General features: G+C 36.6%; 17 protein-coding genes. All 17 read right to left on the bottom strand.

Features of this window, described 5'->3' with window-relative positions:
* Positions 1 to 252: 252 nt before the first annotated feature.
* The 17 genes from istB to ACYQ3L_RS03295 all read right to left on the bottom strand — a co-directional run bounded on the left by istB (position 253) and on the right by ACYQ3L_RS03295 (position 20,474).
* Positions 253 to 1,035, bottom strand: a complete 783-nt coding sequence (istB, locus tag ACYQ3L_RS03375) for an IS21-like element helper ATPase IstB (protein ID WP_459952321.1) — start codon at positions 1,033 to 1,035, stop codon at positions 253 to 255.
* Positions 1,022 to 2,605, bottom strand: a complete 1,584-nt coding sequence (gene istA / locus ACYQ3L_RS03370) for an IS21 family transposase (protein WP_380002093.1) — start codon at positions 2,603 to 2,605, stop codon at positions 1,022 to 1,024. The genes istB and istA overlap by 14 nt, the downstream gene beginning before the upstream one ends.
* 642 nt (positions 2,606 to 3,247) lie before the next feature.
* On the bottom strand, positions 3,248 to 3,931 hold the full coding sequence (locus tag ACYQ3L_RS03365) for a hypothetical protein (protein ID WP_379998973.1): 684 nt from the start codon (positions 3,929 to 3,931) through the stop codon (positions 3,248 to 3,250).
* Between the two features lie 70 nt (positions 3,932 to 4,001).
* A complete protein-coding gene (locus tag ACYQ3L_RS03360) occupies positions 4,002 to 4,487 on the bottom strand; it encodes a hypothetical protein (protein ID WP_379998975.1) in 486 nt (161 codons plus the stop codon).
* Positions 4,488 to 4,659: 172 nt separating this feature from the next.
* Positions 4,660 to 5,196 carry a hypothetical protein gene (locus tag ACYQ3L_RS03355; protein WP_379998977.1) on the bottom strand — a complete coding sequence of 179 codons (537 nt, stop codon included), beginning with the start codon at positions 5,194 to 5,196 and terminating at the stop codon, positions 4,660 to 4,662.
* A gap of 653 nt (positions 5,197 to 5,849) precedes the next feature.
* Positions 5,850 to 6,638, bottom strand: coding sequence for a nucleotidyl transferase AbiEii/AbiGii toxin family protein (locus ACYQ3L_RS03350; protein WP_379998979.1), 789 nt, complete (start codon positions 6,636 to 6,638; stop codon positions 5,850 to 5,852).
* Complete coding sequence (locus tag ACYQ3L_RS03345; protein WP_379998981.1) at positions 6,635 to 7,252, bottom strand: type IV toxin-antitoxin system AbiEi family antitoxin domain-containing protein; 618 nt, start codon at positions 7,250 to 7,252, stop codon at positions 6,635 to 6,637. The genes ACYQ3L_RS03350 and ACYQ3L_RS03345 overlap by 4 nt, the downstream gene beginning before the upstream one ends.
* Positions 7,253 to 7,436: 184 nt before the next feature.
* Positions 7,437 to 9,539 carry an ATP-binding protein gene (locus tag ACYQ3L_RS03340; RefSeq protein ID WP_379998983.1) on the bottom strand — a complete coding sequence of 701 codons (2,103 nt, stop codon included), beginning with the start codon at positions 9,537 to 9,539 and terminating at the stop codon, positions 7,437 to 7,439.
* A gap of 11 nt (positions 9,540 to 9,550) precedes the next feature.
* Positions 9,551 to 10,828, bottom strand: coding sequence for an SIR2 family protein (locus ACYQ3L_RS03335; RefSeq protein WP_379998985.1), 1,278 nt, complete (start codon positions 10,826 to 10,828; stop codon positions 9,551 to 9,553).
* 107 nt (positions 10,829 to 10,935) lie between these two features.
* Positions 10,936 to 11,877 (bottom strand): hypothetical protein, encoded by a 942-nt coding sequence (locus ACYQ3L_RS03330; RefSeq protein ID WP_379998987.1) that lies wholly within the window; start codon positions 11,875 to 11,877, stop codon positions 10,936 to 10,938.
* Positions 11,874 to 15,131, bottom strand: coding sequence for a hypothetical protein (locus ACYQ3L_RS03325; RefSeq protein ID WP_379998989.1), 3,258 nt, complete (start codon positions 15,129 to 15,131; stop codon positions 11,874 to 11,876). The genes ACYQ3L_RS03330 and ACYQ3L_RS03325 overlap by 4 nt, the downstream gene beginning before the upstream one ends.
* Positions 15,106 to 15,783, bottom strand: coding sequence for a condensin complex protein MksE (locus tag ACYQ3L_RS03320; protein ID WP_379998991.1), 678 nt, complete (start codon positions 15,781 to 15,783; stop codon positions 15,106 to 15,108). The genes ACYQ3L_RS03325 and ACYQ3L_RS03320 overlap by 26 nt, the downstream gene beginning before the upstream one ends.
* A complete protein-coding gene (locus ACYQ3L_RS03315) occupies positions 15,756 to 17,075 on the bottom strand; it encodes a hypothetical protein (protein WP_379998993.1) in 1,320 nt (439 codons plus the stop codon). Before ACYQ3L_RS03315 ends, ACYQ3L_RS03320 begins: the two co-directional genes overlap by 28 nt.
* Positions 17,076 to 17,772: 697 nt before the next feature.
* Positions 17,773 to 18,732, bottom strand: coding sequence for a DUF5712 family protein (locus tag ACYQ3L_RS03310; RefSeq protein WP_379998997.1), 960 nt, complete (start codon positions 18,730 to 18,732; stop codon positions 17,773 to 17,775).
* Positions 18,729 to 19,316: a BfmA/BtgA family mobilization protein gene (locus ACYQ3L_RS03305; RefSeq protein ID WP_379998999.1), complete on the bottom strand. Its 588-nt coding sequence runs from the start codon at positions 19,314 to 19,316 to the stop codon at positions 18,729 to 18,731. Before ACYQ3L_RS03305 ends, ACYQ3L_RS03310 begins: the two co-directional genes overlap by 4 nt.
* A 305-nt stretch (positions 19,317 to 19,621) precedes the next feature.
* Positions 19,622 to 19,975, bottom strand: coding sequence for a helix-turn-helix domain-containing protein (locus ACYQ3L_RS03300; RefSeq protein WP_379999001.1), 354 nt, complete (start codon positions 19,973 to 19,975; stop codon positions 19,622 to 19,624).
* Positions 19,976 to 20,123: 148 nt separating this feature from the next.
* Entirely contained in the window at positions 20,124 to 20,474 is a 351-nt protein-coding gene (locus tag ACYQ3L_RS03295) for a hypothetical protein (protein ID WP_379999003.1), read from the bottom strand.
* Positions 20,475 to 20,506: the final 32 nt, after the last annotated feature.

Here is a 20,506-nt window from a genome sequence, read left to right as displayed (position 1 = left end):
ATCGCATAACTCGAAGAAGCCCTCGCTGGGTAAGCCTGTTTCTTTAAGAACAACGATAGAGGCTAAAATTGGTTGCTCGTTCTCTATGTCGTATCGGGTAAGCTTTTCTAATATTGCCCCAAGGCTACGCACAAGAGAAGTGGAAAATCCAGTGAGCGTTGCCCCCTCGTGCCAAATCTAAATTGACCCCTGAAAAAACTTTATGATTACCCCTAAATTATCCTGGTCGACGGGGTCATTTTTATTTTAGATTTACTTGTTTTTGTCTACCTTCATTTTTCTCACACTCTCACCGGTAAGTTCTATCTGATGCGCCGAGTGGACGATGCGGTCAAGAATGGCATCAGCGACTGTTGGTTCTCCTATTGCATCATACCAGTTGGCAACCGGTAATTGTGAGGTCACAATGATAGATTTGCGCTCATGACGATCTTCGATGATGTCAAGCAATATTGAACGTTCTTTAGCGTCAAGAGGAACAAGAAAGAGATCATCAAGTATAAGTAACTGACATCGTTCTATTTTCTTGAGTTCGGCCTCGAAGATCCCCTTTGTCTTTGCAACTTTTAGCGCTCCCATAAGTTTGGATGCATTGGCATAGTTAGTTCGTATTCCGTTCTTACACGCCTGATACCCAATGGCTGTTGCAATATAACTTTTGCCGGTTCCGGATGAACCGGTAATGAACAGATTCTTTCCTTGACGGATAAAGTCAAGCGACGAGAGCCGTTCTATATGGTTGCGGTCGAGACTTCGATTGATGGTATAGTCTATATTCTCAAGATAAGCCTTGTATCGAAAGCCGGCCCCTCGAATCAGGCGTTGTATGGAGGCATCCGAACGATAGTCCCATTCACGAGCCAATAGTAATGAGAGGAAGCCGTCAGCAGTCATAGACTCGGCAACGGTGGACTGCAGGCTTTCCTTAAAGGCGGCAGCCATACCATGCAGCTTCATACGGTTCATCAGATCCAGAGAAATGATATTTTGGTCTTTCTCCTGAGTAACGGGTGCGGTTTTATTATTTGTTTCCATTGTTGTTGTTAGTTTTTGTTGTTGATTTTGAGAAGTATTCACGTCCACGGATGTTCTTGTGGTGCGGAAGTGATAAGTTGGTGTCCGAGTCCTGATCAGCCTGTGGCAGAAAGTCTGCATCATCGCCCCGGTTCAGGATACCGATAACATCTTGATATCCGTAAACGCGCATCAATGAAGCACAGGCGCATGCCGCCACAAGCCTGTCCTGTCCGAAGGTCTTTTCCAAGGCTAGGATACCTCTGCATGAGCGGAAGGCCTGAGGCATATATTTCTTCTGCGATGCTACATCCTTGAGATAAAGCAAGACGATATTATCTATCTGAGTAGCTCGTTCAAAAACCTCGTCCAGATCCTTTTCGTAGCTACCATGCCTACCGGGAAGATTGTGTGCCTCCTTCCGAGTGTAGCCATAGGGAGTGTCATCACGCTGGTGGGTTGTTACCAGCCGCAGGCCATAGAAGATATCGAGAGTATCAGCATCGTAAACAATATCGACACGCTTGCCTACATATTCCTTTGGCACGCTGTAATGATGCTTCTTGAGAGTTACATAGCTATTACGCATCACGGTCACAGATTTGCGTTCCTTCATCTGATACCGCACAGAGGGTAAAGTTCGTAGATAGTCTTTTTCTACCTCTTCAAACAACTGCCTGCGAGACTGATTGCGTCCGGTAAGTTTTCTCTCGTTGAAACGACTTAGAGATTGGATAATGCAGGCATTGAGTGATTCCAAATCATGGAACATCAGACCTTCGAGATCGGTATAAACAGACTTGTACATCAGTTTTACAGCGTTCTCTACAAGGGCTTTGTCTTTTGGGTGCCTGACACGTGCCGGATATACACTACAACCATAATGCTCGGCAAAAGCGGCAAAGTCTTCGTTAATAACCGGCTCATTGCGATTGCTCCGAGTTACCGCCGACTTCAAATTGTCAGGGACGATTGCAAAGGGCACACCCTCATAGAAGTGTAGTGCATTCTCACATGCTTTTATAAGGTCTTCTTTCTTCTGCGACCAGACTGCCTCACAGTAGGTATAGTGGCTACAAGGAAGGATGGCTACAAAAACTTCAACGGATCTGACTTCGCCTGTTTGCTCATCAACAACCTCTAGACGGTCGCCCGCAAAATCAATATACAGCTGGTCTGCGGCGTAATGCTCAACGTGACCCACCGGACGTGATACAAGCCGATAACGTTGTATGTACGCGCCGAAACTTGCATGACGGAATCCACCCGGATGCTCTCGCCGGTACTCTTCATACAAAGATTTTACTGTCACTCCTTTGCGTGTAAGTCTTGCGGCATACTCAGGTAAGAGCGCCTCCAGTTCCAACTGACGCACTGAAGGGGTACGTTCCCTCTCACCGCTGCTTCCAAACATCTCCTCAAGGCGCTTCGCCGGCATGGACTGAAGCTGCTCCATTGGCATACCACTCTCTTGAAACAAACGCACATACTTGCGCACTGTGTTACGGGATAGCTCAAAGGTCGCGCTGATACCTTTTATACCCATCCCCATTGCATAGCAATGAAGAATGTTTGCTAATTTTGTTGTCATAGTAATTTTAGTTTTAACCCATCGACCAGGAGGGTAAATCTAAATTACATAAAAATCCCCTGTTGGTTTATATTCCGACAGGGGACATTTTTATTTTGGCGAAAAGGGTCAAACATATTTTGGTACATGGGGTCAATTTAGACTGGCACGAGGGGGCAACGCTCACTGGATTTTCCATCCCTTTCTGCTGCAGCTAGAATTTTGAATTCGTTTGCGAATCTATAAAGAAAATAATTAGCGAAAATTGAGGTATTGACTTTTCAGAAAAGGTTTCATTTTCCAGCTCCCGATTTTCGGCATCTAGAGAATTTAACAGTATTTAACTATGAAATCTTTAACTTACTTTAACTGTATTTTGCTGCAAAAGAGGGACTGCAAGTATAGTTTTTTAGAGTAAAATGGAGTTTTACTTAAATTTGTCTCTATGGATAGTAAGTAGATTATTGGTATGATGGCGGATTGTTTCGGAGAGAGTTCAATGAGTGGTTATATTCCGATATGACCCTTAACTGGCTATCGAAATTTTATGTCGAAAATAAACCTTATAAAAACAAGAAAATCGGGAGCCCAAAAGGGTGCCCGATTTGTATGTGAAAAATAACCTTTAAGTGTCTAAGTGTTTTAATTTCAAATCAACTACTACTATTTCTTTTTTCTATGCAAATCTGATATTTTCCATAATGAATAATTCATTTTATATAAAATCTTAAATGCCAAACAACTATTCTGTACTAATTCGTTAAAATCTGTCTCGTAATTCCACTTAATTCGAAAGCTCCCTAAGTCTATATATTTCTCGTTCTCAACAATTCCTATAATATACTCTCGAAGTAAATTAAAAATTTTACTTTTCTGATTATTGAAGAGTCCATTGTATTTCTTTTCCATCTCTTTAGAAGAACCCAAATTTTCTCCAATAGTAAAATCTCCCAAATCAGATAAAGACATGAGGTCTTTATAAAAGTCATCAGTCATATATCGAAGATTATTTGCTTCTTTCATATAAGTATCTATATATAAACCTTCATAACTGTCTATTCCCCAATAAAAGGTACAATCTAATTTTTCTGATTTTATGATCAAATTAAGCCCATAAACATTTAAATGCATTTTTGTTTTGTCAAATTTGTCTTTAAAATTGCCATATTTAAAATGCAAGTCGGATATTTCCGATAAAACATCTGCAATTTTATATGTTAAGTCAACTCTATTATCCTCAGAAAGTTCCTCTTTTTCAAACCTAGAATTGTAAGTATTTATAGTTTCTATCCAATCAGGGATATTATCTATATTGGCGTCTATTATTTTCGCTAATTTTTCATCCATAAAAATACATTAATACTACTGATGTTGTTTAAAATAAGCTAAACAAATATGAAAAGAAGAAAGAAATATATTACTTCTTTTTAGGGTCTTTGTAAATATTCATTGCAATTTTATCTATAACGTCCTCTAACACTTCTTCGTTGAACTCTTCATATATAGCAACATTACGAACATTATATTTGTCCATATTGGGATCATAATGAATAAATGTTTTATTATCTCCCTGCCATATCCATTTAACAGATAAACACATTCTTTTATTTTCTTCTTTTACCTTATCTATATCTGTGGCATCTGTGATAATTTTTCTGGATTCTGCATCGAAAACCTTAACAACATCATTGTCAGAAACAATTCCAGCGGCTTTAACGGTTAACCCCTTGGAGGGGTTATATGATTTAATGTAAAATATGTCTCCGATTTTTATGTTTTGAAAGAATTTGTGTAATTCTGATGCAACCGAATCAGACCAACTTATAAAAGCGATACCATTTTCCATAAAATCTTTAGAATAATCTTTCCTTTTAAATGTTGCACCTATTCCGTAAACAGCCATAATATATGTTTTTAAAATTAATGATATGCAAAACTAATGATAAAAACCGATTAAGGGTACATGTTAGATAGATAACCAGATTATTATAATAACATATATTGTTAAGTATTGCCAGAAGATGGACTACATACGAAAAGATAATACGAAACTCACAGAGAGACAATAAAAACAGCTAGTATACATTATTGTACAGATTATACAAATCATTTTCCTCATCAATTTCTATTATTCTATTGATATGTTTTCTTGTCGAAAATCTGTTAACAATAAACTGCTTATGCTCTGAAAGTAATAAAATGCCAATCCTGCTATTTGATGTATCAATTATTTTACTCTTTTGGGGAATCTTGAAACTAGTATCTTCTTCTCTACATAGAATAGGTAAACAATCAGAATTAATTCCTTCAAATTTTTCACCTATCCCTGTATTCAAAATTGGTCCCGTCAAGTATTCCCATCCTTCCATTTCTGCTGTATATTTAAACATACCATTTCCGTAATATTGTATAAAATGAACGCCTCCTTCTTTATGGAGTTTTCCTAATACTAGCCCTCCTTTCCGCCCATCATAAATATTACCAAGCTCCAATAATGACTTAAATTCTTTTTCTGAAACTAAGAAATCAAACCTATCAGAATCTTGGTTATAAACAGCTTTACCTATATTCATTAATTCGCAAAAATCATAAAAAGCATCTCCAAATTGCATTATCATTGGTTTATAGAATAATTGCAAAATTAATAAATTACATACCAAGACATATAGATATTTGTAAAAAAGAGAGTAAGGGAGGGGGAAAAGAAGTAATACCCAAAGAGCATTAGCTCTTCATCTGTTGGGCACCATGGGCTCCGAGAGAGCCCACAGGCTAACTGATAAAATTGTGGGCACTTCGAGCAAAAGTCGAACCGCTAAACTTATTCGAAAAGAAAGAAGATTGGAATATTCAATATTGTAAATAGCTATATTACAGCACATAATATGAGATATTATCGAAGATATCCGAGTGGGCACCAACGCGGTCACTAAAAAGAAAAAGCCTCCGTAAGTTCTTGTCTTACAGAGGCTTTCTTTAGTTATTTGTGGTGCCACCAGGAAGAGAACTAATACTCTAACTACATTGACAACCAATATTTTATGATTTTCTAAATTTGGAATCCCACACGATTTAGCACACGATTATTTTTCATCGTTCTGCTCACTATTTGTATGATTACTTTTGTAAAAGTACGAAATTATATTAAAACGGTCTATTGCTCATCCGAAAATTTAAACCAAACAATACGTTTTATTTCTATTGTGCGGTAAAAACAGTGCATTTTGGAAACAAAAAATCAGTCATTCATATTGAAGTTTATATATTACTCCGTTAGTGAATCTACGAATTCTCCAAACCTCAAAATCTTTTCACTATTCGCTTTATTGAAAAGCAAGTGTTCAAAATCCTTTTGCTTCTTCTTCAAATCGACCGTTTTCAGTAGTTCTGCTGTTGCTTGTTTGAACTCTTGTAAGTTATGTACTCCACAACGCTTTGAAAGGAAATCATAATCAGGTTTGGACTGTGCTAATAAAAACATCAGGTCGTAAAAGTCACGTCCTTTGGCACGAGCTAACATAGCGGCAATTTTCATGCTGCACAATACGCCATCGGAAGGAACGGGGAAGGGGAAAAAGAATCCGCAACCCTTGATATTTGTAATAATCGGAGGATAAACGATTCCTTGGTCTTGGCTTTCGATCTTTATCAAGAAACGCTCTTCCTTATGTCCGCTCAATCCCAAATCAAATAACAGTTCAGGGAAATGTATATTCCGCCTAAATGCTGTTAGCTTCGGATTTTCTTTATCCTTTGCTTCTACCCGCAACCCTGAACGCTCCAAAAACTGAATTATGCCGTTTGTCATTTCAATAAACTCGTCTTTCGACAGGTCTTTGCAATCGAAATCCAAGTCTTCGGAGAACCGATCTATTCCTTTAACCAAACGCAGGTTTGTTCCACCGATAAAAGCCATCTTTTGGATGCTCGGAGTAGAAGAAAGGTAATCCAGAATCATTAACTGCAAATACTCTTTCAGTATGTACTTATCGAAACCCGAATTTCCACGAATTTGAGCCGGAAAATAATTTCTTATCTGTTCAATCTGTATCATAAATCGTAAGTCTTTAAGAGTAACTTTAGCCGATGGTCAAGCGCCTTGCTTTGAAATTTGCCGCAGTAGTCCATCAGTAAATCCTTGTTTAAATCATCGTGCAGGTAATCTTCGTCCAAGCGCAACTCTTCCAATTCCTGCTCGCTATTATAAAACGGATAAAGATACAGCAAATCAAGTAATGCCTTTTCGGGTGTGGCAAACTGTATGGTGCGATTGCCTGCCATTGGCTTCAATTCGTACCCGAATAGTAGATTTTTCTTGACATTCTTATAAGAGTATTCGCCGAAGTCATTGGCGAATGATGCTGTTTTCAAGGTTGTCACACTGGTAATCTGTACAACCGCTTCTGGTATCATCCCGTAGAACGACAATGCCGTGTGCAAACTGATATAGGACGGGCGGTAAATCCGATTGGCAAAATAAAGAAAATAATCGGGCTTGCTCTTATACTCCGAAAAAGCAAAATACCCTTGTCGTAATCGGACAAGATACCCCTTCTTTACCCAACGGGTAAGGTTATTCCTGTCAAAATCGGGTTGCCATGTATATATCTGATAGATATTGAAGCATGCCAAATCGAATAGCTGTTCCTTAAATTCCAGAAATGTCATTTCTTTATTTTGTTTCTATTATACTGCAAATATAGTGCATTTTGGAAACAAAACAAGATACAGGATAGATTAGGGAGATTTTTGTCCTGTCGGCAAGACGAAAACAGGCCGCTTTTTACTCTGTAACCGCCGTAACTATTACAGCGGTTACAGAGTAAGATATGCCAATAACTCAGTAGTGAAACTACAGTAAATCCTCCTCCTCCGTCTCTGCACTTTGACTCCCTTGCCAGTCGTTTACTATTTTATTCCAATCGATAACTCTGTCTTTTTTCCCAGTCCAAATATCCCAGAATTCGGGGTCATTTGATTTTGGTCTGTGTTCTTTAGGTAAATGATTCATTTCGACCAATACCGGAATAGGAAATGCCCATCCCACAAGAATTGCTTTTCTGGAAGGCAATATTGGCAGTTCTTTTAATAGTCCACTTAAACTGTCAGGAACAAGTTTCTTAACTAACTCTTGGTCTCTGTCATTTACAATCCGATGGAGCAGAAATGTATTACACTGGGAAAGGACGGTCTGTGATAGTTCAGAAGGCCTTTGAGAAGACAGCACCATACTTAGTCCAAATTTTCGACCTTCTCTTGCGATTCTCTCAAATGTCTCTAAACAAATATTTCCATTTATGCCAAAATCTCGTAAGAAAGTATGAGCTTCTTCAAGAACTATAGTCGTAGGAAGTTCTTGTTTATTAATTTTTCGGTAACGTTGTACGGCCTCAAAAGTTAGACGAGATAACACTGCTACTACAATATGGATTATGTCAGAAGGGATAAGGGATAAGTCTATCAATGTTATTTGTCCATTTTCTGCATCATTAGCTCCGATATATAAATTTAACCATTCCATAAGAGATATATCATCTGTAGGCTGAACAACTCCATTAAGCCTTTCATCAGCAAACAAAAATCTCATTCTTAAAGAAAGCATCTGGACAAATTGTAATATATTTCCCCCTTGATTTTCGGCCAATTGTTCCAAATAGGGTATCAAATCATTTAACTCAAAAAAGATGGGAGTATCTGGATTAATTTTACATATATCCGTTGCTTCTGAACTAATTAATGATATGACATTATCTAATTTATTTATTATACTGCTAACATCCTCAAATGAAAAATTATTAAAGCCGGATTTTCCATTTGAATTCCACGTACGGGAGTTTAATAAATTGTTATAATCAGTCCCAAATGTAGTATATGCTTGCATAAGGCCATTGGGCTCTGATGGAATATACTCATTTTTTACATAATCAATATCTGTACGAATGTTGGTTAATACAGAGGAAAACTCCATAAATCTACCATACTCTGAACCTTTTAAAGGGATATTACCAAGATAAGAATTTAAGTTATTTCTTGTTGTTGTTAGAAAAGAATGTACCTTTACTAAATTTGAATTCTGTAATTGCTTTCCTTTTTTCAAATCAAGCAATGTTTGTAATAGCAATGGCCTTTGAGCTCCTGGAGCAGCTTGTGAGAAACTAATCCATTCATGCGAATTCCACATCCATGCGGGTAATTTTAGTTGGTCAAATCCATCTTCAGAATCATCTAATTTAATAGCAAAGCGTTTGACTTTTTTTTCTCCTAAATCATCAAAGGCATTAAAGTATTCCCCATTAGGGTCTAATATTATAAATCTTGAATTTAAGGGTTTATCCTTATCTACTTTATTCTTTTCAGCCTCAATCAATGACCATCTAATCAAACCTGCAACAGAACATGACTTTCCACTCCCAGTATTACCGAGTATTGCCAAATGGCGTCCAAATAATTTGTCTGGATTTACTTTTATAGAAGCATTACTGGCCAGTGGAGAAACACCAATCTCTATTTTTCCATCTGGATTTTCGACAATTGCGTTTAATTGCCTATCTGTTGGCAGAATAACATTATCTCCAACAGAAGGAAAACTATATACTCCTCTTTCTATCTCGAAATTATTTTCTTTAGTTTTCTTTAGAATTCCCAAAGGCGTTACTGTCATTTTCCGTAGAGGAAAAGGAAGGTCTATTAATTCAAAGTCTCGAAAGCCCTTTCTAATTGGATAATTCGAATATTGAATGCCAATCCAATTAATTACGGCAACAATAGCCCCTGTTTCATTTGGAATTAATACATACCCATTAATCTTTGGGAAATGAGTAGGCACTCCAGTGTTAATAGCAACATTCTGGGGTGCATTTGTTTCAAGTAAAACCTTGATCTCAGACGGAGATACAGATTCTATAGTGCCAATCGTTAAATTTCGTATTTCATCAAAGTCAAAAAATGTACTCATAACTATTGGTATTATTTATCTTGGGAATCTCCAGAATCTGCCGGATTCTTTTGGTTAGTAATGCCTCTCTTCTCCAAATTCCTCACAAATCTTTCTTGTATTCTATCAATTGCAGCTTTGGGTAAATAGTTCTTCACTAAAGGTTCTATACTTCCAATATGATTACCAATAATTAAGGTAACTTGTGCTGGATTTACCGAGTCATAAAACTTTTTAATTCGCCCTGAAGCAGTATCGTATGAGATGATTACTAAATGAGTTGATGGTAAGGTTAACATATCTCCTATAACCCTGTTTATATGCGAATCCCCAAATCCATATCCGTATGTAACGATGACCGAATTTGGCCTGCATACGGCAGAAGAAAAATCTCTAAACAATTCAGAATAGGGGAAATATGCAGTATCTATACCTTTCGATGAATTCGGATAAATTACGGAAAAATCTTTGGGATTTTCTGGTATTAAGGGAGTGTCCTCTTTTACTCCAAATTCAAGAGGAATTTTGGAAATTGTATTTGATTCAAACTTCCAATCTATAGAGCCATGTAATTTAGTGAACTTGATAACTCCTTCCACATATCTGGGCTCTCCTCTAATTCCGGGTGGATTATAATGGTAATCAAGTTCTAACTTTGTTGTCCGGAATATAGGTTTTATTTTTCCAATGAATCTATCTATAGTTAATATTCCGGCAGAATCAAGGCCAATCTCAATAAAACGGTCATAATTAGTGGTAAAAATATTCGTTCTTTCTCTGGTTGCAGTTCTGCTCGAAAAACTAATCAAGAATGATTTCAATATTCCTAATACTTCATTAAACTTAGTACTATTCAAAAATTCACTCTCTGTTTTTATCACATTTCGTATGAATAGGCTCAATTTCGTATTAATCTCTTTTTCAAGAATAGCTGCATCGACATGTTTTAGGATTTTCAATCCATGCAATAATTCTAATGCACACCTGAAATCATCTTCTATATTAGCATTCCCTCGTCCTAATTCGACCGCGCTTTTCTCAGACCACTCTTTAATGTTATCCTTATTACAGTCAAAATCAATTCGCCCCATGCCTTGAGATGGTACTTCGGCTAAGAATGCTAATGCAGCTGTTAGTCCAGTACCAGTTAACAAGGAGAAATGTTCACTTTGGAAAATAGCCGTTAGCCAAGGCTCTATTTTGTTTCGAAGAAAATCCATTTTAGATTCATCAATAACACTAGAGCTAAACGAATCCATGTCGTTATTTATTTTCAGAATATTCTCTGCATCCCAATCGATTTCTGTCATAATGCTATATTTTTAATATTTTCAAAGTAATGTATTTGTAAGTATTCAGGCAATACCCTCTTAAAAAGACAGATAAAAAGAGAGTTAACCTGCTTTCTTGTTAAAAGCTATTTGAGAAAAAGCATCTCCAACAAATTGTTTGACTCCTCTTCAATCCACTGATTCTTTTTTATCAGTTGGTTAATCAAGTCTATTTCCTTTGCCATGAAATAACTTGGGTCTAACCCTGAAAACGCAATTGAATGACTCCATTTACTGTTATGATGTGGGGAGTCAACTGGTAATCTGTTTTGAAAATTGGAAGGATAAAGTAAAATTATATCTTTTCCTTTCGATTTTAGAATGTCTTTTATCCGACAATAAATCTTCAGACCATCATAGTCCCAATCGCAAGAATAATATAATGGTTTGTTGAGTTTCTCAGGGCTGATATGATGAATATTCGAGGTGTTATTTCCTCCTACATACCAGAGTTCTATGTTGTGTTGACGAGCAACATTTGGAGTTTTTAGAAAATCAAGATTCTCACAAAGCACAACCAATTCGGGATATAGGCAATCAACTACAAATCTCCATTGAAGGACTTTAGGGTCTTCCGATGGAAAGTTTTCAATATTCAGTATTTTGAGAACCATCTTGTCCAATCCCGGACGATTTTCTAAATACTTAGACCCTCCATATTTGAATACTTCACCGGAAAACGTACGGCGAGTAGTTAATGATTTTCTCGCCTCTTCTCGCTGGTCTGCAATAAGCATTAAGGTTTGGATATCTCTTACCGTACATGTTTTTCGTCCGTCTGCCTCCGGGTCAATCGAAAGAAGGAAGTCTTCGTATTGCTGGAAATCTTGTAGAAGGTTCTTCTCATAATAATCCTTATACCCGTCAAGAGCCACAAAGTAGTTGCTGTTGCCATGTTGGTATCCAATAAGTTTCCGGCTAAGAAGATGCTTAATTTGACTGTCGGATTTATTTCCGGCAGGAATTTTCTTTTGTATATATAATGTATTCATGGCTTTCAAAACCCGCCATGTCAAATCGCTTTTCATACCTCAATTACTTCCTTTAGGTTGTCTTTAATGTCTGTTCTGCTACGAATAGCCATTGGCGTATAGTTAATGTTTACATCAACATCTGGATTCCTGTGAAGAATATAGATAAACTGCTCATCGTAGCGTCCCAGTGGATTAATTGCAAATGTTACAATTTGATAATCGTATTCTTGAGCAATTTCGTATAACAAGTCAAAGTTACTTCCCAATCCTTCGGCTTCATCAATGGGCATAAAACGGATACCAGTATCCTTGTTATAATCTTTACTGCCGACGATGGATAATCGTGCAATACACAACGATGCAATAGCAGCATAAGTTTGTCCAGTACTTCCTTTATTTGATTTTCCGCTTGAATCTTGCATTTCAAGGCTCAGTTCCATGTAAGAATTGGGGTCTAACAAGTCGTCAATGGTTATATCATTATTTCGATTGTCAGCCAATTCTTTGAATGCTTCCAGAATTTTTTCGTCAATTGATACAACTGAGGATAATTTATCGGCAATTGAGATTTCAAATAAATTAAGTTGTTCTCCTGCTTTTCTTTTAAAGGCAGATAACCAATCAATAGGGAATTCTTTGACTGAACTCTTGACCAAGTTTAGTTTGTAATTTCCGCTGATTCGCTTTTCTCCTCCACTAAAGAAACGATTTATTCTACGTACAATATCCTCTTGTGTGCTGACAGCCGAGTGTACATCATCCAGCAAGTCTTCTATTTTCCGTATTTTTTTAGAATTTAAATCTCTATTTTTATCGTTAATTTGTTTCAGGTGCATTTCTATTTTACTAATAACTTCTTCTTCGATTACCTTTTCGTGTCCAAAAATATTAGGGAGCAAATGGGCAACCAAGTCTGCAAAATCTTTGCTTTCACCTTCGAACCGATGCGATTCACTTGCAATAAAATCATTAACTATCCCCTCAAATTGAGCATCATAATTACTCTTAGCTCTAATATATGTTTCCTTTTCCCGCTGAACTTGTGTCAGAGTTATTGAGTTCATATTTTCTTCATTGGCTGGCAATTTTCGATAAAGAGATTTGTAAGTTTCCTCTTTATTCCGCAACTCAAACGTAAGTGTATCAAACGTTGACTTATCATTCCTAAGAGATTCTATTAAATCAATACTTTCTTTCTGAATGTCAAATTCCGTTGCGAAAGAATCGACTTTATCATCACTGTCATAATAAAAATTCAAATCGTAACTATACGACTGATTGATTGCAAACTGTTGAGCAATATTTGACAGTAACGTAGCATCGTTTTCGATGCTGCTTAATAATTCTTCGGCTTTCTTAATTTTTGCAGGTAACTTTTCGAGAATCGACTTACTTTCATTTTGTGCATCAACAGCCTCTTTATATTTTTGCTGGGCTTGTTTGTATTCCCTTTCAATGGCCTCTTTCCGTTTCAAACAATCCAAGTAAGATTGAAAATTTTCCACGCTTATATCCAGCAACTTCACTTCTTTGTAATTTGCCAATTCTTCTTTCTTCTGATATACCTCAATAGCATTGGCAGCATTGGTTAGTTCTAAAAAAATGTCGTTTAGGCAATTAAGATGCTTCAGTTCATCTTGTAGTTGCTTCTTCTGTTGTTCAATATTTTGCGATTGTGATTCGAAGTACTTATTTATTATATCTTGGTCAATCGTGTTAAATCGCTGTTCGAAAACATATTCAACATATTCCCAAATTCCATTCAAGTCAATCCAGAATCCGTCCTTTTTTTCTTCAACTTTAGGTTTGTCAAATAATGCGGGAGGTAAAGGTAAGTAGCGCTCTCGTTTAATCGGATTTTCCGGCTGATTACGTTTCAATGTTTGAAAGTGTAGCATCAAACTTTCCTCTATTTTCGTCAATGGGCGATTGAGTGAAATAGCCCATCGTACCAATGAATCAGGGTTATTGATGTCGGCGTATTCCGACAAAAGTTCAAGATTTTCCAAACTTGACTTTATCTCATTGATTCGCTTTACAAAATACTCATTACCAGTCTTCAATCCCTTTATCCATTCAGATTGTTCAAAAAATGATTGCACATTTTTATCTGATAGTTTTGATATGAATTCTTGAAGAATGGAATTTCGCTCTTTCAATCTTTGATAGTTCTGATAAGCTGTTTCAAGCGTTTTCTCATCAATTTTTAAATTATCAATCAACTTTCGAGCATCATTCAATGTCGTATATCTCTGCTTAGCAGAAAAATGAACATCTAACGTTCTTTGTACATCTTCATCAATACTCTTCTTTGTTTTTTGAACTTGAATAATATCCTTCGTTGCAGCATTTATCAACTGTTGTAAGCAGTAAGAGGCTATCAGTGTCTTTTCTGAATTTGTTGATATTTTATCTGATAAACGTTTATACTCTTCACGATAGAATAACAATTCTGATGTAAGATATTCTTGTTCTTTGTTATTTTTGGTTTCTAATATTGATTTTAAAGAACATATCCGCTGATATTTTTTTGTCAATAGGTTAATGGCATCCAAATTTTGCCCATAAGAAAGGATAGTACTTTCAAGGTCTTTGACTATCTGAACATATTTATTGTGCAATTCTTTTCTTTTTTCCTGTCCGAATAAAAAATCCAGAAGGCTGTTGCTTTCTTTTGTGTTTAAGGTTTTCCCGCGAGAAAAGGACTGAATAATTTTTGCGTAATCACTCAACGACTTATCATTAGCGGACAAATCCAAAGGAAGGATATTGTTATTGTATAAAATACGATGATATGCACTTATTCGTTCCCATTTTTTGAATACCAGTTGTTTTTCTTCCATTGCCTCCGTTAATTCATCTAAATCAAAAATCGTATTTCCATTTTTGAAGTCAGATGCTTTCAGAGGAATGTACATCGGAAACAATTTTTCGTTTTCAATTTCCGTACTCGATTGTATAATAAATGGCTTTGTATGTTTACTGGTACTTTCAAAATAGACTCCAATAACAACAAATTGTTCACTGGCTGTTTCAATGTTTAGGAATGCATAGGCTATATTTGTTCCTTTTCCCGGGGTAGTTAAAACCAATCCATCAGGGTCGCGTCTTTCTTTCAACGTGGCTGTTGCCGATTTGAAAACTGTCGAGCCAACAAATATTAATTGGAGTAAATCGGCAATAATGCTTTTGCCCGAAGCACTATCTCCCATGAAATCAGTTCGTGTCGGATGAAATTCATAATCGTTCTCCTGATGATGAATCAGTCCTATAGTGGATAAGCTATGAATTCGCGGGTAATTTTTCATCCTGACTTTCTTTTAATATTTCGTCGATATTGTTGATATATGGGGCAAACTCGCGTGTTAGCCTGTGAAATGAGGGCAATATTTCAAAACTATCACCATCCATTTCAATCCATTTTATTTTGCTAAATTCATCAAAGGCATTTTTGATACAAGCATCAATTTTCTCGTCATTAAATTGTGTTGCCTTTTCCTTCTTTGCTTTGGCCAAAGTTTTTATTATGCCAGGCTTCAAATCGGGGTAATCGAGTTTTATTATCCGTTGAAACTTACCCAACGAGTTAAGCTCAATATTGCAATCATTATAGTAAACCTTGTATAGAAGTAAGCCGACAATGATATTTTCTTTTGACATGAGATGCTTGTGGCTTGTCGGAATCCCATTCTTCAAATCAGGGCAAAATTTGAGGTAAAAATATGTTTCGGAATCATTGCCTCCTTGTTCAAGTTCAAGTCCCCAAAATTCACGGTAATATTGCGCCAATGTCAGATAAAACCGTCGTAAGTATGAGCACAGTTCTTTTTGTTTCCCATACTCCTGAATGTGCACTCCGTCTTTTAATGCAAAATCAAGCGAAGCAAAAAGTTCCTTTCCTTGTTTGCAATTCAAAAAATCGTATGGATTTTTTATTTCTGTTTCATCCAAATATCCCATATCGCATATCTATATTTTTCTTCATGAATCATTTTTTCCGGATTAATCTCTACCGTCCATCTGTCGTGTTTATCATAATAGTCGATTGCCTGATATATAATACTGACAGCCAGTTGCAAATCTTCATTATAAAATTCCAGTATTTTGAAAAAAACATCAGACAGATGGTATTCTTTGGTATGCCGGGATTCTCGCTTTATCCTTTCCAGCCATTGGTTAATATGACTTTGCCTAATCAGAATCATGTTGCTTTGTTGATGTGCAGCAGCTTCCTTTATCGGGTCATTGATATATGAAGGTGATTGGTTCCGCTTTCCGGCAAAGAGTTCATCTCGTTTTTCAACTATTGTAAAATTCAAAGGTAAAAAACGGGTAACAAAACTTTCGTTCGCAACAGGAAGTATTAATTCTCCAAGAGCAACCTGGCTTTTATCCAGTAAATAGGTTAGAAATTTTTCAACTTTTGTGTCAAATAAATGGCGGTTCAACGAACCAAAGAACTGTTGTATTTTAGGTTGTATTTTATCAATGCGGGAATCAACCATGTTAAGCAAAGTCCTGACGCTCTCAAAGTAATTGATTACATCGGATACTTTGTCATCAATTTCGGCATTTTCTCTTGCCGGATGTGCCATTAAGATTGATTTTATACGGTCTATTTCACGAAATGCACCACGTAACTCCCCATTTTGCTTACGTATTTCATCCAGTTTATTCTCAATATCTCGTAGAGCGACAACCAAAGAATCATTATTGTTCAGTTTGGCTTTTTCGCTTAGTTCTGCAACCGATTTGTCAATTTGTTGATTTAGATAATCAATCTGCTCTTTGAGATGCGACCTGGCTTTGTCAAAATGTGCTTCCAGCCAAATAATCAAGTCTTTTTCTTCAGTGATATCTTTTAGGTTTTCATACAGGTCTGTACAAGTAATTTCAATTACAGTAGGATTAAACCTATCTGAAAGCATCTTAAATACTTTGTCGCATAGGTAAGAGGCATATTCTTTAAATGTGTAAGTCTGGTTTTCTTCATCATACAACAGGAAAAATTCCTGTAAAGCCATGATTTGAGAATTGTAATACTCCCACTGTTGCCGTTCTCTTTTTTCCTTGTTTACAGTACTTGCTTCGTCAAATGCTTTCCGAATATCTTTTTCTTTAAATACTCCTTTGTCAAAATATCCGTTTTTCACTCTCTCATACAACCATATAATAGCCAACCCTTGTTCTTTTTTGGGGAAGAACAACTCGTAGGTATTTTCTATTGCTATATGATCGAAGATTGACGGCATAAACGATTTTACTCTTGTCGCAAAGTTACAATTTTTAAATATCTTTCTCCTAAGCTATTGATGATTAATGCAAAACATATAGGTATTTACCAAACAAATAAAACATAAACGGGGTATTGATATGCAATATCGTTTACCAGCCCCACAACGGTAGAAGTTATTCTCGTGCCGTTGGTTATTCTCGCGGGCTTCCGCCCCTCCACACGGCAGGGAAGCCATGAGCGGGAAATAACCAACATAGGCACGGGAAATAACTTCGGGTACAATTGCACTACCCCCTAATACATATTTTGAAAATAAGATATTAAACTCTTTACTAATGCTACATAGTTAGAACCGTCTATCGACTGAAAACCTAACTTTTCGGCAAATGTCCTACTTTTCTCGTTTACGGATTCAATACCAATATGCTTAAAACCGTATTTTATAGCTACTTCAGATAGGAAACGGACGAAATGTCTTCCATTGCCTATACGCCCTCTTCGGAAGCTGATTCGGGCGATAATCAAACAATCAGGTGGAAATGTACTTCCGACCTTTCGGATGCGCAAATACAAATCTACTCGGCTGATTCTTCGACAAACTACGATGTTATCAGGAGTGAGATATACAAGGGAAAGACGATATTTGAACCGTTCCATCAGGTAGTTGTCAATTTCTTGGCGTATAACTTCGTATTCGTTCATATATTTATGGTTTATGATTGTCTGAATCCTCGTTTTGGCTTCTTCTTTTTTCTTTTCATCGGAGCTTGTTGTTCGTTTTCACTATTGTTTATATTAGGTGTAAGCAATTCTAATGCAGAAGACAACCCCAAATCGGGAAGATTGAAAGATTGTTTATTTTCCTGCTTGGCTTCATTCAAATTTGAAAAAATATTTTCAGATTTAGTATCTTGATAATTTGCAAACTTGTTTTCAATCTTGTCGGCATCGTTGCTTATCTGCACATCTGTATTTTTTCTTTCATCAGTAATTTGCCTTTCTTGCATATTTAGTTGGTCGGAGATACTGCCGTTCTTCATCGTATTACAGTATTCAAAGGTTTCGGTTAGTTGCCTGTCGTAGTTGAATAACTTATCGAATCCTTGCTCTGCCTGTTGAAACAAGTTCTTTCTATCAAAACCGCCTTTGACTGTTCCTTTCTTGGTATTCTTGTGGTTGGTAAGCGGACTTATTTTGATTTTATTGGATTGGTCTTTACGGCTTACAATCAAATGGCAGTGCATATTTAGTTCGTTGCTCGACCTGTCCCGACTGAAATGTATCTTTCCATAGAATTTTATATCCTCTGCCGATAGTTCTTTGTTGAAATTCTTAGCGTATTCTGGAATAACCACTTCACGGATATAGCGTTTCATTGCTTCGGCTTGCTCTTGTTCGGTATTACCTATTGCTTTGAGTTCCTGTTCTGATGGACTTACATGGATAGCGTAAAACTTCGCATCTGTTTTCATTAGCTGTCCAATATTACTGTCTATATCTTTAACCATTTGGGATTTATAGATATTATCTTCTGCCAAATTGAAAAAGCCTTCGGTATATACTCCCTGCTCCATACGTTTCATATCTTCCTTTTCCAAGTAGTTACATAGTCTTCGGCTACTACTTGCATTGTTGTATGTACCTTTTGACGATGGCGGAAAATCTATATTCATGGTTCGTCTATCAGGTTGTTGATTTCTGCTTTCAAGTTTTCTTTCCGTTTGCCGTCCATTACTCCGCACGTTGCCAGTTCCGAATAAAGGGAAATCAATTGCATTATTTTCTTATTATCTCTCTGTTGTATTTGGGAAAGGGAGTTGATTTGTTTGGATTGGTTATTAATCACTCCTGCATGTTGGCTGAATGCTTCACTTATTCTTTTCAGGGCGTTGTTCTGTAATTCCTGTGAGTTACCTATTTGCGAATTGACCAATTCGCAAAGTTCTTTTACTACTTTCTCGAATCGGCTGGCAATGGAGTGGTTTGTGCGTACCATCGGATTTAGCTTATCTTCTTCATAGCTCCGAATGAAACGAATAATATCATCCTGCCGTTTGTTGATTTTGGACAATTCCGATTTTACCGATTCGGGAGCATCGGCAGGGTTGATAGAAGCCTTGTCAATATACCGAAAAGTTAATTTCACGACTTCACTCTTTTTTAGCGAATAGCGTTTACATATTTTCTCTACTAACTTTGCCGTTTCCGTATCTATGGAAATGGTTGTAAAAACTATATTTCTACTCTGATTTTGCATAGTAATTACTATTTAATGGAAAATCGGTTTGTTAAAAGTCTGATAATTAACCTCTCATATCTATCGCTAATTATCAGACTAATTACAACGGTTTATGCTAAACCATTAAAGCCTAAGGCTTTGCCCCGCAGGGCAAGAGGTAGAACAGGACGAAGTCCAGTTCCCTCTTGCTTAATTTCGCAAAACAAACAGAGCCACAAAGCGAGGTTGTTTTTGAGAAATGCGGAGCGTTAATACAAGGCGGTTGACTAAATAAAGCCTTCATTGGATTTCTTCATTCTGCTTAAAACCTAATAAAAGTGGAATCATTCATCATCACTCGTTTTATTATCTCCGCCTTTCTTCGGGTGCTTCTTTTCAAAGTCCTGATAGGTTTGAAAATCCATATGGTCACGGACAAAGTTCCGAACATCGACAGTCCGATAATAGGTCTTGTGGGCTATCATAAAATAAGGAAGTTTGCCACTGGTGCGGTATCGTTGGAGCGTGCGGTATGATACTTTCAGGAGAAAGGCTAAGTCTTGGTTATCCAATAGTTTCTCGTCCTCTGAAAATACCTCTTTCGTGTTTATGAGCGATTTTAGGCCTGTCCCTATATCGTTCAACTTCTTGGATAGCTTATCCATCCATTTTTCAAAATCGTCGTTATTGATATACATTTTGCTTCATTTTTTCAAATTAATACTATTTATTTTCAATGCATTGATAACGCAAAGGACGGAAGAACGAAGCAAAATAAATAGGGGAATCCCTATGGACTCCCCTAAAATAGTTTTGTAATCAGATACAAATCAATAAATTATAAAATTATTTTTTCACAATCTTCTTGCTTCTACTTTCACGAATGAGTAATTTCTTTAGGTAATCAAGTGCTTTTGTCAAGTTGTAAGGCTTACGGCTGAATACTCTTGATTTGGATTTATAAGCATTCCCGAAAGTAAAGTTGAAAGCGTATTCTAATGACTCGGCAATATATTTGAAAGGGACAGGTTTACCGTTTTCATCTAAAAACTGATTAGATAGTTCGAATGTGGTAGCGAATTCTCCCATACTGTCAATCCCCAAGCCATCTGACTTGGGGCTAAAATAAACTTTGGGAATATCTGATTGGATATTATTGTAGAAGTAATTTGCTTGTGGGAATGTGAATTTCAGCAAATCAATTTCAGCTTCAAGAAATAGGATAGCCT

It is taken from the genome of Dysgonomonas termitidis, assembly GCF_054657735.1.
This window is presented reverse-complemented; position numbering and strand designations above follow the sequence as displayed.

Bases quoted from the DNA above. Each gene is read 5' to 3' on its own strand.
- istB (WP_459952321.1), bottom strand. From the start codon at position 1,035: ATGGAAACAAATAATAAAACCGCACCCGTTACTCAGGAGAAAGACCAA.
- istA (WP_380002093.1), bottom strand. From the start codon at position 2,605: ATGACAACAAAATTAGCAAACATTCTTCATTGCTATGCAATGGGGATG.
- ACYQ3L_RS03365 (WP_379998973.1), bottom strand. From the start codon at position 3,931: ATGGATGAAAAATTAGCGAAAATAATAGACGCCAATATAGATAATATC.
- ACYQ3L_RS03360 (WP_379998975.1), bottom strand. From the start codon at position 4,487: ATGGCTGTTTACGGAATAGGTGCAACATTTAAAAGGAAAGATTATTCT.
- ACYQ3L_RS03355 (WP_379998977.1), bottom strand. From the start codon at position 5,196: ATGCAATTTGGAGATGCTTTTTATGATTTTTGCGAATTAATGAATATA.
- ACYQ3L_RS03350 (WP_379998979.1), bottom strand. From the start codon at position 6,638: ATGATACAGATTGAACAGATAAGAAATTATTTTCCGGCTCAAATTCGT.
- ACYQ3L_RS03345 (WP_379998981.1), bottom strand. From the start codon at position 7,252: ATGACATTTCTGGAATTTAAGGAACAGCTATTCGATTTGGCATGCTTC.
- ACYQ3L_RS03340 (WP_379998983.1), bottom strand. From the start codon at position 9,539: ATGAGTACATTTTTTGACTTTGATGAAATACGAAATTTAACGATTGGC.
- ACYQ3L_RS03335 (WP_379998985.1), bottom strand. From the start codon at position 10,828: ATGACAGAAATCGATTGGGATGCAGAGAATATTCTGAAAATAAATAAC.
- ACYQ3L_RS03330 (WP_379998987.1), bottom strand. From the start codon at position 11,877: ATGAAAAGCGATTTGACATGGCGGGTTTTGAAAGCCATGAATACATTA.
- ACYQ3L_RS03325 (WP_379998989.1), bottom strand. From the start codon at position 15,131: ATGAAAAATTACCCGCGAATTCATAGCTTATCCACTATAGGACTGATT.
- ACYQ3L_RS03320 (WP_379998991.1), bottom strand. From the start codon at position 15,783: ATGGGATATTTGGATGAAACAGAAATAAAAAATCCATACGATTTTTTG.
- ACYQ3L_RS03315 (WP_379998993.1), bottom strand. From the start codon at position 17,075: ATGCCGTCAATCTTCGATCATATAGCAATAGAAAATACCTACGAGTTG.
- ACYQ3L_RS03310 (WP_379998997.1), bottom strand. From the start codon at position 18,732: ATGAATATAGATTTTCCGCCATCGTCAAAAGGTACATACAACAATGCA.
- ACYQ3L_RS03305 (WP_379998999.1), bottom strand. From the start codon at position 19,316: ATGCAAAATCAGAGTAGAAATATAGTTTTTACAACCATTTCCATAGAT.
- ACYQ3L_RS03300 (WP_379999001.1), bottom strand. From the start codon at position 19,975: ATGTATATCAATAACGACGATTTTGAAAAATGGATGGATAAGCTATCC.